This is a genomic window from Staphylococcus coagulans, assembly GCF_002901995.1.
Lineage (GTDB): Bacteria > Bacillota > Bacilli > Staphylococcales > Staphylococcaceae > Staphylococcus > Staphylococcus coagulans.
Map to the genome: position 1 here is coordinate 58,364 of NZ_PPQN01000059.1, position 13,899 is coordinate 72,262.

The following is a 13,899-nucleotide window of genomic DNA, read 5'->3' on the forward strand; positions in this document are numbered from 1 at the left end:
AACCTATTTTTGCATGATGTGACAATATTGTAATCGCTTTCCATCCATGCGCTTTAACCCCTATAAAAAAAGTGTAGGACATTAAAATCAAATCGATTTCTGTCCCACACCTTTTACAAGTTCTATTCTAACGTATGGCTCATATTATCTATAAATCGCCAATGTTAACCACTATCAGCAGCCAATGCCTTTATTGCTCACGATTTTGTTGTTGAATTGCCGCCTCAATAAATGATTTGAAAATCGGTTGCGGACGATTAGGTCTTGATAAAAATTCTGGGTGGAATTGGCAAGCAATAAAAAATGGATGATTTTCAAGCTCTACCATTTCAACTAAACGACCATCTGGGCTTGTTCCAGAAAATATCATACCCGCTTCTTCAAGTTGTGCTCTAAATTCATTATTAAATTCATAGCGATGACGATGGCGTTCTTCTACGGATGTTTGTCCGTAAATCTCATTCGCTAATGACCCTTCTTTGATGCTACAAGGGTATAAACCTAAGCGCAATGTTCCGCCTAAATCCTCAATATCTTTTTGTTCAGGTAATAAGTCAATTACCGGATAAGGCGTATTCGGGTCAAGTTCTGTTGAATGCGCATCTTTTAAGCCGACAACATGACGTGCGTACTCAACTGTTGCGAGTTGCATCCCTAAACAAATGCCGAAGAATGGAATTTGTTGTTCGCGCGCGTATTTAATCGCTGAAATTTTACCTTCGCTTGCACGGAAGCCAAAGCCACCTGGTACAAGAATACCGTCAACATCACTTAAGTAGTCAGCCGCATTTTCATCAGTGACTTCACTAGAGTCAATCCAGCGAATATCAATATCTTTCATAAACGGATAACCTGCATGTTTGAGAGATTCAACAACAGATAAATAAGCATCTTGTAATGCCACATATTTCCCTACTAAAGCAATTGTTACTTTTCCTTCTAAATGATTAACAACTTGAATGAGGTGATTCCATTCATCTAATTGTGTATCACGTTGCGCCTCTAATCCTAAACGTTCAATCACAAGATCATCCATATTTTGATGGCTTAACTGCAATGGAATTTCATAAAGGGATTCAGCATCTCGACATTCAATGACACTTTCTTTATCAATATCACAGAACAAAGCGATTTTATCTTTTAACTCTTGTCCCATTTCATACTCAGTACGTACAACAATAAGATCAGGTTGGATACCTAAACCACGTAATTCTTTAACACTATGTTGTGTCGGTTTCGTTTTCATCTCACCAGCCGCTTTAATGTATGGAAGTAATGTACAGTGTACATACATCACATTTTCGCGCCCTAAATCACTTTTGATTTGACGAATCGCCTCAATGAAAGGCAGTGACTCAATGTCCCCTGTTGTCCCACCAATCTCTGTAATGACAACGTCTGCATTTGTACTTTCACCAGCAAGCAGCAAACGTGACTTAATTTCATTTGTAATATGCGGAATCACTTGCACGGTTCCACCAAGATAATCACCACGACGCTCTTTTTGTAAGACATGTGAATACACTTTTCCTGCTGTGACGTTAGAATATTGATTTAAATTAATATCAATAAAACGTTCATAATGGCCTAAATCTAAATCCGTTTCAGCCCCATCATCTGTTACGAATACTTCACCATGCTGATAAGGGCTCATCGTACCCGGATCCACGTTTAAATAAGGGTCAAATTTTTGTATCGTTACTTTTAATCCTCTATCTTTAAGTAATCGACCCAGTGAAGCTGCTGTAATCCCTTTACCTAACGAAGAAACTACACCGCCAGTCACAAATATAAATTTTGTCATTTTTTTATTTCCTCCTCATTGATCATCAGAAATGCTTTCCAAATATTAGGGGGTGGATCTGAATATAAAATGTTTAGTTTGATTAAAAACATCTTAACCCTAATCATTCATATGAAATTAAAAAAAGTTCCCACTCACAATGGTATTATTGTAAGGGGAACCTCAACGTTTACTTATATTAAATGTCCAACTTAATACTTAAGTTTTAGACATTAACGTCTCATTTATTTATCTGTCCTAATTAAAGGAGCCCGAATAAAATTTTATCACTTTGACATAAAAAGTCAATCATCTTTCTTGCAAAAATGAGTGAATTAAAATTCTTCTTCGTCCTCTTCTTCTTCATCCTCATCATCGTATGTTTCATCGATTTCATCTTCGTCATCTTCAACAACTAAATCAGAGTCTTCAATTTCATCTTCTACACGTTCATCTTCAGGGTCAGCAAGACCTTCTTGATCATCAGTATGATTTGGAATATTAATATCACCTTCAGGATCGTCTTCACCCAATAATGTAAGGTTTTTATCTTCTTCATCATCTTCATCAAGAATATCGAATTTTTGAATTGTTGGCGCAATTTTTTCTTCAATGTCATCTACTGAATACCAGTCACGTAGGCCCCAAATATTATCACCGACGCTTAAAAAACGACCGTCTGTATTCAAATCAGTATAAAATTGAACGATACGATCTTCAATCTGGTCGTCTTCGTAATGTCCGATACGTTTAAATTCATCAATAATATCATACAAATTCATTGTTTGATTTTGTTCACTCAAAAACGTATAGGCCATATCAATAAATGATTTTTCATCCACCATCTCTTGTGTATAATCTTGTAATTTCATCAGCATATCTTCCTTTCAAAGGTTCGCATTTCTAATTATTCAATGACTCAAACACTTTCTTTCATCTTTAAAGGAAATCGCGTATCGTTGCCGTTCTCCCTTTTAACTCCTTAGTGTCAAAACAGTTGCACATTCATTGCAACATTGGTGTTTTAACACTGACATTAACAAAAGTAAATTATAAATCACTCAACGTCATTTCGCAATATGTTCAATCACATTTTCCATGACTTCATTCTTATATCTTCTTTATCGTCATTTTACGCAACTAGAAAACAGTCATCATTAAGACTTGAAGTATGAATTTTCAACAGCGAATCGTATACTTTTAATTCATGAACATGGCGTTAATTCACAGCGCTTAAATATTAATAGTTAATATACTTTTCTAACGTAGTATAATCTTCTGTTGATAGCGTTTCAACAAAATTACTTTTCTCAAACAAAGTTTTTAATTGATGATTTGGACCAAATAATGTGATTTCGATAACCTTAATCTTTTGATTTTGTTTACGAACATATGTCGCTAATTGACGTAATGCACTTTGCGCAATACCTGTGTCTCGATATGCATCATTTACGTATAGTGCACGTATGATTAATCTTTGATCAAACTGTTCAATCGCAATAAAACCTACTTTTTGATGATCAAGAATAAGATCAACCACCTCGATTGTGCCTTCTTCAGATGATACGCTCTGTTTTAGATTTAACGATGATACATATTTAGAGTCTAAATCTAAATAGTACAGACGTTCTTTACCAATAGGTCCCTCTTCTTTCGTAGCCGTATGGATAAAACCTGCACGTTCATAAACATTCCAAGCCGCCTCATTCTCTGCATCAACCACTAAATATAAATGGTTGAAATCTGGAAAAATGGATTGGACATATTCTGGCAACGTCATCATCATTTTAGTACCATAACCATGGCCTTGATATGCTTCATTGATAGATAATGAACGCACATAAATGACTTCTTTAGGTGTATCGTAGCCTTCATGTTGATAACGTTGGTGTAATACAAAGAAACCAATCACTTCATTTTGATCATTTAAGACGATATTTGCTTCTCTATTTTTATCTTCTAATGCATCATCTAAAACTTCTTTGGGTAAAGAAGAATAGATTCGTTGACGTTCACTTAATTGAAAATGGTAGAGTGCATCTCGGTATTGCTCTTCATATAATTGTATAGTAATATCATCAAAGCGCTTACTTTTTTGGGTCATTTTTTACCATCCCTTTACATTTTCCTAATACTTATGTTGACACAATTAGTAACGTTCAAACAAGTTTTTAGAGAAAATGTGATTTAAAAATAACGAAAGCCAGTGTATTACTTTGGATTGATTTACCGCTGTTGGAACGTTATTTCGTTTAAATGTTGATAGGGCATTAAAATGACAAGATTACAAGGATAACTGCTGTTTTATTGAGTTTAAATCTAACTTCTCTCAATAAAGATTTTCTTTGTAAAAGGTAAAGCAATCTGTCAACGCTTGATTTCACGTTTGCAAAATTTGAAAGGGGATATTATGGGAAATCATAAAAGTACTAAAGAAAAAAATCGGAATATTGTGTATATTGTTTCTTTCACAATTATTTTGATTCTCACATTACTTGCAGCCATCTTTCCAAAGATATTTGGTGCATATGCACAGCATACATATGATATATTGGCACTTAATTTTGGTTGGCTATTTCTAATTATCGTATTTGTTTTAGATGTGTTTTTAATCTTTTTAGCTATTTCAAGATATGGCCGATTTAAATTAGGTCGCGATGATGAAGAACCTGAATTTTCATTTATTTCGTGGATTGGTATGTTGTTCTCAGCAGGTTTAGGTGTAGGTATCGTCTTTTGGGGTGTAGCAGAACCATTAACGCATTATTTGCACTCTCCATTTCCAAAAGCAGTTAAAGGTCAGACTGTTGAATCAGCTCGACTGGCCATGGGTTATACCTTCTTCCACTGGGGCATCTCACAATGGTCTATTTTTGCGATGAGCGGTTTAATTGTTGCTTATTTCCAATTTCGTAAAAGTCGAGATGGCTTAATTTCTACTGCAATGGAACCTGTTTTCGGTGAGACGTACCGACGCCCTTTCCGAAATATTATTGATATTTTAGCGATTATTGCGACCGTAATGGGGATTGCAACATCTATTGGACTGGGTATACTACAAATTGCAGGTGGCCTTAATCACGTTTTCAAAGTACCTAATACATCATTAACTTTAATTTTAATTACATTATTGATGTCGATTATTTTTCTTGGTTCAGCTTTGACAGGCATCAATCGTGGTGTGAAGTGGTTAAGTAATCTAAATATTATTGTTGGTGCAATCTTGCTCTTGTTTATTTTTATTTTTGGTGATTTACGCTTTATTGTCGAAACTTTTACGGTTTCAATTGGGGATTATATCTCTCACTTTGTGCAATATAGCTTAAGAATGGACCCGTATTCTGGGGATAATACTTGGATTCAGAAATGGACAGTTTTCTACTGGGCATGGGTTATATCTTGGTCTCCTTTTATTGGCGGCTTCGTCGCACGTGTATCAAGAGGACGTACAATTCGAGAATTTGTTATCGGTGTACTTATCATTCCACCTTGTATTTCATTCGCATGGATTTCAGGATTTGGAGGCACTGCAATTAACTGGGCACTCCACCACAATGATGGTATTGAAAAAATAGTAGATAAAGATTATACAGTTGCGTTATTTGAATTATTGAGTAAGTTTCCTTTACATGAGGTGACAAGCGCATTGGCTATCATTCTTATTTTTACATTTATTGTTACGAGTGCCGACTCGACAACACATATCGTATCAGGAATGGCAACAGGCGGTGTAGAAAATCCTAAACGTAAACATAAATTGGTCTGGGGCATTTTAATCGGTGCAATCTCTGTTTCTCTAACCGTTGCAGGCGGCTTAACAAGTCTACAAACTGCATCAGTTGTTACAGGATTACCTTTTTCGATTATTTTGTTTCTCATGATTTTTTCATTGATGAATGCATTACGTCGTGAACCAACTAAGTATTTCAAAATGACACACATTGATGATGATAAAGATTTTTCAAGAACAATAGAAGATCGGGAACGCGATCATGAAATGTAATCAAAATTTACTTTAATGAAGCCAATTTCATTTGTGCATGCGACACTACCGGACGATGTTGGGAATACGCTCCCAACTTCGTCCTTTTTATTGCTTGCACTCTAATTTATTTTAAAATTAAACTTTGAATTAACGCTTGTAATTTTGTCATTATCGTATAGTATATATTGGTGATAAACAATAATTCGAGGTGACAAATCATGCGTATTGGCATAGATGCTGGCGGTACTTTGATAAAAATTGCAATAGAAAATGAGGGCGAACGATCATTTAAGGTCTATCAGACAACAGAACTAGAAACCGTTGCTGAATGGTTGAATCAACAGCCTTGCCAGGATATACATATTACAGGAGGAAACGCGAAAACATTAAGTGAGCGTTTAACATGTAATGCGCAAACATATATCGAATTTGACGCTGCGGCTCGAGGCGTTCAGATTTTCTTAGAAGAACAAGATATTCATATTGATCGATACATTTTCACAAATGTAGGGACTGGCACATCACTTCATTTAACAGATGGCTTAGAACAGGAACGCGTAGGTGGCATAGGTACAGGAGGTGGCATGATCCAAGGGTTGGGTTACCTCCTCACTGGTATTACTGAATATGCTACACTAACGAATCTCGCATTAAAAGGGAATCGTGACATTATCGACTTGAAAGTGAAGCATATTTATAAAAATGATACCCCTCCTATTTCTGGAGAACTCACTGCTGCTAATTTTGGTCATGTCTTATTAAATATCGATCAAAACTTTACGGATGCCGATAAACTTGCTTCCGTTATCGGTGTCGTTGGTGAAAGCATTACAACTGTAGCCATTCATGTCGCAAGAGAACATCAAGTGAAAGATGTGGTCTATATTGGTTCATCATTTCATGATAATCCACTCTTACAACAAGTGGTCACTGATTATACAGTATTGAGAGGTTTCAACCCTCACTATTTAAAAAATGGTGCCTTTTCTGGCGCATTAGGCACATTATACTTATCTCATTAATTCATTTAAAAAACGCAGATTAGAAAACCACCGTCATACATGGCTTCTAATCTGCGTTTGTTTATGAATAGGTCAAAAATTGAAAATAATCTATGCCTTTAAAAAGTTAATTCATTCGCAAGTTTCTGCGCCGAAACAATCGTACCTACTACTCCTGGTTTGACATCAATGGCTACATAGCGATTATCATCACGCAGCTCATCTAACCATTCCGCAAAAACTTCTCCTTCTACATCAATCAATTCAAAGGTCTCAAAATCTTCTTCTGCGACTTTTTCCGCACGTTTATTTAAACTCCATACTGGCATAAAGTGCGATTGATCAAAATTATCGTTCTCATCGTATACAATCATAAATTGTTTGTTGTCTTTTTGACTTAAGCCGTACACCGTGTCACTTTTAGCAACATCTTGTACAAATTCACGGATACGAATGTTATCTAAATCAGTCATCAAGTCACTGACCACTTCGATAATTCGAATCTCATGGCCTTGCGCACGGTCTGTCACATTGACGAGTGCTTCATCTTCTTCATCAAACATATCATCAAGTTCATAAGTCGCAAACTGATCAATATCCATCGCTTTGATTTTGTCATAGGCCACATCGGATGTTTCTAAGTAGGTTTTCGCTAAAGATTCACGTGTCCAAAAACAAAATAATGACTTCCCATTATGACTATGCTTAATAATCTTTTTATCTTTAACAGCGATGAAAAACTGTTCATTGGTTAATATATCTTTATAAAAGCGTTCGTTTTTGTAAGACATGACTCTGCTCCTTTTTCTCAACTCAAAATGTATCACGAATACAAGTCTCTCACTTCTATCCGGTCATCAAACTTGATTTGATTTCTCTATATAACCAATATATCATACATCAAAGTAGAATTGTTTATAGCCCAGCCATTTCTATAAATTGTTGCTCATATGCTTGAATGTCTGCTTCACTATCAGCATGCCAAATACATGCAAATCTTGAATTGACATGTTGATCTTCATACCAATCTCCATCGTAATAGGATAAAGGATATAAAACACCTTGCTCTACAAAGGAATAAATGGCATTAAAGAACCGTTCATTATCTCCATTTGCAAAGTAACTATAAAATTTGTGATGCTTTCCTGTTAATTGCGGTTCTAGTAAGAGCATACTTGTTGAACCATTTTGTCGGAAGTTTAAATCTATTGCATAGACATCGCCTTCAGCATCGACAAGAATATCGAATCCTGCAATACCGATAAACCCTTGAGAAACACCATTTTCCATTATTTTCCGGCCTGCTTCAATTACTTTTTCAGGTACCTCTAAAGCATTCACATTTCCATTATAAAAACCATATTCATTTGTTAATTGTTTTGCTGCACCGAGGTATATAATGCCCTCAACAGGATGCCAAGCGTACTGCACACAATAGTTATCCACCGCTTCAATACATTGCTCAATGATCAGCGTTTTCGTCGCTTCTTGTGCTTTTTCCACACGCGCAATCGCTTCGTTTAATTCTTGCTCGTTATAACATATCATCACACCATACCCTCCAGCAGTAGGCAAATCATCCCCAGGCTTTATTACAACTGGAAGTGACCAAGACTGAATGGCTGACTTAAAATTTTCATATGTTACGATTTCTCGTTTGGGTAAAAACTGATTCTGAGTCCATTTTGGAATTAAGGACTTATTATTCAACTCAACAAATAACTTTTTATCCATAGCATAGTGTGCTGCATCAACAATCGAGTCGTCATGAACATATTGAAAATAAATCTGACGTTCTTCGATAGTTGCCAAACGTTTAAGTGCACCTTCATAACTCTCTTGGTCTCTAAATGTGATGACATTGTCCGGTATGGATCGTCCAATCATTTGAAAAAGCTGTGTTAATTTATGCGTGACACTGGCCTCATGAACGATGACTGGTAAATTGGCAATCAACAACTCTCTCCCAGTTAAAAAGTTGGATTGATGTTCATCTGGTTCTAACCAAGGATTGGAAACATAAGAAGGTCTAGAAGTATAGACCACATTTGTTTCATAGATATCACCCATTGTTAAGCGGGGTGCGTGTTTATTTTGTACCGTCATTTATAACTTCTCCCTTTTAATTTGATGCTCCTTTTGAATTGTATCTAAGAGATTTCTATCTTGAATTAATGTAGCCCCCATTAATGCAATGATCTTTGCACCTCTAATCAGCGCCTTATCTCCCATTGGACTTGCAGCAGCTTCTCTAAATCGATGGGTATGCCCCACCAAGCTTCTTGGTCCAATTTTGACATGTGGGTGTATCGTTGGTACAACATGGCTGACATTCCCCGTGTCTGTTGAACCATACCCAAAATCATCATGACTTACCTCTTCCCCTAGTTCTGTTGCATATTGTTCAAATAACAAATCGAGTTTTGGTGATTTCACAAACTCATTGACGCCATTTTGAATAGGCTCAAACTCGAAATCACAACCCGTTTGTATCGCTGCCCCTTTTGCAATATCATGAACACGTCCAGTTAGCACATCCAGTTCCTTTCGTGTGGTCGCACGCGTATAAAAACGTGCATGTGTGAAATCTGGAATAATATTCGCGGCCTTGCCACCATCTAATATTACACCATGGACGCGTTCAGTCTTTTTAATATGTTGACGAATTTGAGCGACACCATTAAAAAAACTAATCATTGCATCTAAAGCATTTCGTGCCTCATAAGCATTCTCTGAAGCATGCGCACTTTTACCATAAAATTTAATATCTAGTACATCTACCGCAAGGGTGTGAATGGTTGGGTATGTTTCATTGCCTGGATGTATCATTAACGCAACATCTACATCGTCAAATATGCCTTCTTTAACATAACTCGCTTTGGCACTTCCATTTTCACCACCTTCTTCAGCTGGACAACCGAAGATGACGACTTTCCCTCCAATTTCATCGACGACCTGCTTGAGTGCTGTACCTGCTAAGACACTCGTTGTACCGATAATATTATGGCCACAGGCATGACCTAATCCCGGAAGTGCATCATATTCAGCAAGATAGCTGATTGTAGGCCCTTCTTTTAAGGATTCATATGTCGCTATAAATCCTGTTGAATGACCAGCGATGTCGCGTTCGACTTCGAAACCGCACTCAATTAAATGATCAATGAGCAATCTCGAAGCGAATAACTCTTCATTTCCAATCTCAGGTCTTTCATGAATTTGATGACTCATATCAATGTATTTCAATCTGTTGTTATCTATATAATCTAAAATCCGTTGTCTCACTGATACCAAATTAAAACTCCTTCCAAAACAAAAAAAGTTATCATCCTATACTATCAACACATATTTTTTCAAGTGTGGTTGATGTACGCCGGTGATAACATCTTTGTCGTTTTTATCTTTCAGTCCATTATAGGCTGTTGGATTTAGCACCTTTATCGCTTTACGATGAGGTTGCAGGGCTTCGTAGGGCCAATTCCCTCCACCACTCTTGATAAATATTTATTAAATTTGTACTTATTTTATCGGATTTAGGACAATTTGTCATGTGTTTTTTACAGATAAATCAAAAATTTCTATCTTATTTTTTGTATAACTGAGTAATAAGCTCAGTTTTTTACTTTCAATCATACTAAATTGTGTTAAAATGAAATTACACATGAAGGAGGTTTGTACAAATGCCAAAAATGAACGTTGAAAGTTTTAACTTGGATCACACTAAAGTGGTTGCGCCTTATATTCGCTTGGCTGGTAAAATGAAAGGGATTAACGGAGATGAAATTTATAAATATGACATTCGTTTTAAGCAGCCGAATAAAGCGCACATGGACATGCCTGGATTGCATTCTCTAGAGCATTTGATGGCCGAGAATATTAGAAACCATACAGATAAAGTGGTTGATTTAAGTCCTATGGGTTGCCAAACTGGTTTTTATGTTTCTTTTATCAATCATGATGATTATGACGATGTATTAAATATTATTGAAAAAACAATACAAGATGTACTTGATGCGAAAGAAGTTCCTGCTTGCAATGAATTACAATGTGGCTGGGCTGCTTCACATTCTTTAGAGGGCGCTCAAGCAATTGCACAATCATTTTTAGATAAACGTGACCAATGGCATGATGTTTTTGGAACAGGTGCACACGTTTAAATATAATGTAACATTTTAAAATAGGATGACGATGTAAAAATAATGATAAGTCACTTTGACTGAACAAAAGGCATTTCAAATTGTGTGTGATTCACAACTTGAAATGCCTTTTTAAAGTTTATAATTATAATTTTTTAATGAGATACATGAAAATGAATTGAAGCGGTAGTCTCCCATATCTTGCCGTATCTGATAATTCTCTATTACCAAGTGGCAATCGACGCCGTGCCATATAAATATTTGCTGGAAAAACTGATAATAAGAAAAAGTTAATCCAACGTTTTAATGCGTCAGATGGACGCGCCAAAAGTAGCTTTATACCTATCCATATTTCGCATGCGCCTGTAACTAGTACAGCAGCCTTTCTGAATGGTAAATAATGAGGTACGATATTTCTGAATCGACGCTCTCTCGTAAAATGTAAAACGCCAATAATCAAAAATCCAATACCTATTAATATGCGACCTACTTTTTTCATCTCAACACCCTTTATTCAGTAATGATTGTATGGATTAATTTCGGCTGTGATGCTTGCTCTAAGATTGTAATATTATCATACAATTTTTCTTTTACTGCTTCAACATCTTGTGTATTCGCATGAATCGTTAATAGGGATTCTCCTTCTTCAACATGATCACCTATTTTTTTATTCAAAACGAGACCTACAGCAAGATCAATCTCATCCTCTTTCGTTTGGCGTCCTGCCCCTAACATCATGGATGCGATACCGATTTCATTTGCAATCATTTCTGCAACAACACCAGCTTGTTTCGCAGGTAATTCGAATTGATATTGTGCTGTTGGCAATTGTGATGGATCATCAACGATACTTGCATCGCCACCTTGATTACTTAAAAATGTTTTGAATTTCTCTAACGCTTTACCGTTTTCAATGACTTCTTTTAACATTTCACGTGCTTCTTCTAAATTGTTCGCTTTTTGAGCTAATACGACCATTTGTGAACCGAGTGTCAAAACAAGTTCAGTTAAATCTTCTGGCCCTTCACCTTTTAACGTATCAATCGCTTCTTTTAATTCTAAGGCATTCCCGATTGCAAAACCTAGAGGTTGACTCATATCAGAAATGATTGCCATTGTTTGGCGTCCCACCTGGTTTCCAATTTTAACCATCGCATGTGCTAAAGCTTCTGCATCTTCCACTGTTTTCATAAAGGCACCATTACCTGTTTTAACATCAAGTACAATCGCATCCGCACCCGCAGCAATCTTCTTACTCATAATTGAAGATGCAATTAAAGGAATTGAGTTCACTGTACCTGTAACGTCACGTAAAGCATAGATTTTTTTATCAGCTGGTGTCAGATTACCTGTTTGACCTATTACAGCGACATGATCTTCATTCACGAGTCGTACAAATTCTTCTTCCGATATTTCAACATGGAATCCTTTAACCGATTCTAATTTATCTATCGTACCGCCTGTATGACCTAAACCACGTCCACTCATCTTAGCTACAGGGACATCTAACGCAGCAACTAACGGTGCCAATACAAGTGTCGTTGTATCACCTACCCCTCCAGTTGAATGCTTGTCCACTTTGACTCCTTTTATATTTGAAAGATCAATTTGATCTCCAGATGCGACCATTGCCATCGTTAAATCCGCACGCTCTTCATCCGTCATATCTTGAAAGAAAATCGCCATCGCTAAACTCGACATTTGATAATCAGGAATCTCCCCATTTGTGTAACCGTTTACAAAAAATTGTATTTCTTCCTTTGTAAGCACATGTCCATCGCGTTTCTTTGCAATAATATCTACCATTCTCATGGTCATTCCTCATTTCTATATGGATTTTTATTTTTTACAATATGTTTGAATTCACCTTTATTATAAACCAAAATCTATCTATTGGTAAAACCAAATCATTATAGAGATACGGACTTAAATAGACTTATCAAAGAAGCGACAACATGCGGTCCAATCGTTGATGTACCTATTACACTTCTCTTTGTTAATATGTTTTATCGACTTTTCATTATAGTTCTGTTATCTTTAAAATGATATAAGATATTAAGGAGATGTTTTAAATGACACAACAAGGCACACCACACATTCAACCTAATGGTACTAAAATTGCAAAAACTGTACTTATGCCTGGTGATCCATTACGTGCTAAATTCATTGCAGAAAACTACTTAGAAAATGTTGAACAATTCAATGAAGTACGTAATATGTTTGGCTATACAGGTACATATAAAGGAAAAGAAATTTCTGTAATGGGCTCAGGAATGGGTATCCCAAGTATCGGTATTTATTCTTATGAACTTTACAATTTCTTCGATGTAGACACGATTATTCGTATTGGTTCTTGTGGTGCAATGCAAGAAGATATTCACTTGTACGACATCATTATTGCACAAGGTGCTTCAACAAACTCTAATTATGTTGATCAGTTCCAAATTCCAGGACATTTTGCACCGTTAGCTGATTTTGATCTCGTTGTGAAAGCTAAAGAAAAAGCAGATGCTCTTGGTGCGCGTGCACACGTAGGTAATATCCTTTCATCTGATACATTTTATAACGCAAATCCAGATTTCAATCAAAAATGGATTGAAATGGGTATTCTCGGTGTAGAAATGGAATCAGCAGGTCTCTATTTAAATGCAACAAAAGCGGGTAAAAAAGCTCTTGGTGTATTTACAGTGAGTGACCATTTATTACGTGATGAAGCAACAACTGCCGAAGAGCGTCAAAATTCATTTACACAAATGATGGAAGTTGCTTTAGAAATCGCTGAATAATTTGATTTAATAAATGAGAAGTTGGGGCAGAAAAATTTGAAGACCTTGCCTTCGTGAACTGCTTGCTTAGGTGCTGAAGTCTCAACTCAATTTGGCTTAATTAAAGCAAAAACACAATCAAAACCACCCGTGTGAACGGGTGGTTTGTTCTTCGGCTGAAAGCCTCTGTTACTGACCAGCCCTTATAAGGGCACTGAGAAAATCAACCAAC

The 13,899-nt window shown here is 36.3% G+C and carries 12 protein-coding genes and 1 riboswitch; of the genes, 4 read left to right on the top strand and 8 right to left on the bottom strand.

All coding sequences use genetic code 11. The annotated features are described in order from the left end of the window. Nucleotides 1-190 precede the first annotated feature (190 nt). The 3 genes from CD118_RS10525 to CD118_RS10535 all read right to left on the bottom strand — a co-directional run bounded on the left by CD118_RS10525 (nucleotide 191) and on the right by CD118_RS10535 (nucleotide 3,887). On the bottom strand, nucleotides 191-1,804 hold the full coding sequence (locus CD118_RS10525) for a CTP synthase (protein WP_060829582.1): 1,614 nt from the start codon (nucleotides 1,802-1,804) through the stop codon (nucleotides 191-193). Between the two features lie 314 nt (nucleotides 1,805-2,118). Further along, nucleotides 2,119-2,655: a DNA-directed RNA polymerase subunit delta gene (gene rpoE / locus CD118_RS10530; RefSeq protein ID WP_050330360.1), complete on the bottom strand. Its 537-nt coding sequence runs from the start codon at nucleotides 2,653-2,655 to the stop codon at nucleotides 2,119-2,121. Between the two features lie 368 nt (nucleotides 2,656-3,023). Further along, the gene (locus tag CD118_RS10535; RefSeq protein WP_050330358.1) at nucleotides 3,024-3,887 is read right to left on the bottom strand and encodes a GNAT family N-acetyltransferase; all 864 of its coding nucleotides are present in this window, start codon (nucleotides 3,885-3,887) and stop codon (nucleotides 3,024-3,026) included. Between the two features lie 306 nt (nucleotides 3,888-4,193). Here CD118_RS10535 and CD118_RS10540 point away from each other — a divergent pair, with 306 nt between their 5' ends. Together CD118_RS10540 and coaW are read left to right on the top strand one after the other, a co-directional pair. Next, the gene (locus CD118_RS10540; RefSeq protein WP_050330356.1) at nucleotides 4,194-5,786 is read left to right on the top strand and encodes a BCCT family transporter; all 1,593 of its coding nucleotides are present in this window, start codon (nucleotides 4,194-4,196) and stop codon (nucleotides 5,784-5,786) included. A gap of 200 nt (nucleotides 5,787-5,986) precedes the next feature. Then, the gene (coaW, locus tag CD118_RS10545; protein WP_050345344.1) at nucleotides 5,987-6,790 is read left to right on the top strand and encodes a type II pantothenate kinase; all 804 of its coding nucleotides are present in this window, start codon (nucleotides 5,987-5,989) and stop codon (nucleotides 6,788-6,790) included. Between the two features lie 98 nt (nucleotides 6,791-6,888). Here coaW and CD118_RS10550 read toward each other — a convergent pair whose 3' ends face one another. The 3 genes from CD118_RS10550 to CD118_RS10560 all read right to left on the bottom strand — a co-directional run bounded on the left by CD118_RS10550 (nucleotide 6,889) and on the right by CD118_RS10560 (nucleotide 9,997). After that, entirely contained in the window at nucleotides 6,889-7,560 is a 672-nt protein-coding gene (locus CD118_RS10550) for a DUF2750 domain-containing protein (RefSeq protein ID WP_103356677.1), read from the bottom strand. A gap of 124 nt (nucleotides 7,561-7,684) precedes the next feature. After that, on the bottom strand, nucleotides 7,685-8,875 hold the full coding sequence (gene ldmS / locus CD118_RS10555; RefSeq protein WP_103356678.1) for an L-aspartate--L-methionine ligase LdmS: 1,191 nt from the start codon (nucleotides 8,873-8,875) through the stop codon (nucleotides 7,685-7,687). Continuing rightward, complete coding sequence (locus CD118_RS10560) at nucleotides 8,876-9,997, bottom strand: M20 family metallopeptidase (RefSeq protein WP_103356680.1); 1,122 nt, start codon at nucleotides 9,995-9,997, stop codon at nucleotides 8,876-8,878. A gap of 163 nt (nucleotides 9,998-10,160) precedes the next feature. After that, nucleotides 10,161-10,269, bottom strand: a riboswitch (SAM riboswitch). A gap of 177 nt (nucleotides 10,270-10,446) precedes the next feature. On the opposite strand from CD118_RS10560, the gene CD118_RS10565 reads away from it, so the two are divergent. Then, nucleotides 10,447-10,923 (top strand): S-ribosylhomocysteine lyase, encoded by a 477-nt coding sequence (locus CD118_RS10565; protein WP_050345341.1) that lies wholly within the window; start codon nucleotides 10,447-10,449, stop codon nucleotides 10,921-10,923. A gap of 124 nt (nucleotides 10,924-11,047) precedes the next feature. Here the strand turns inward: CD118_RS10565 and CD118_RS10570 are convergent, their stop codons facing one another. Together CD118_RS10570 and CD118_RS10575 are read right to left on the bottom strand one after the other, a co-directional pair. Beyond that, on the bottom strand, nucleotides 11,048-11,401 hold the full coding sequence (locus CD118_RS10570) for a DoxX family protein (RefSeq protein WP_050330347.1): 354 nt from the start codon (nucleotides 11,399-11,401) through the stop codon (nucleotides 11,048-11,050). A gap of 11 nt (nucleotides 11,402-11,412) precedes the next feature. After that, nucleotides 11,413-12,714, bottom strand: coding sequence for a pyrimidine-nucleoside phosphorylase (locus tag CD118_RS10575; protein ID WP_050330346.1), 1,302 nt, complete (start codon nucleotides 12,712-12,714; stop codon nucleotides 11,413-11,415). A gap of 260 nt (nucleotides 12,715-12,974) precedes the next feature. Between CD118_RS10575 and deoD the strand changes: the two genes are divergently transcribed. Further along, nucleotides 12,975-13,688: a purine-nucleoside phosphorylase gene (deoD, locus tag CD118_RS10580; protein ID WP_050330344.1), complete on the top strand. Its 714-nt coding sequence runs from the start codon at nucleotides 12,975-12,977 to the stop codon at nucleotides 13,686-13,688. The last annotated feature ends 211 nt before the right edge of the window (nucleotides 13,689-13,899 follow it).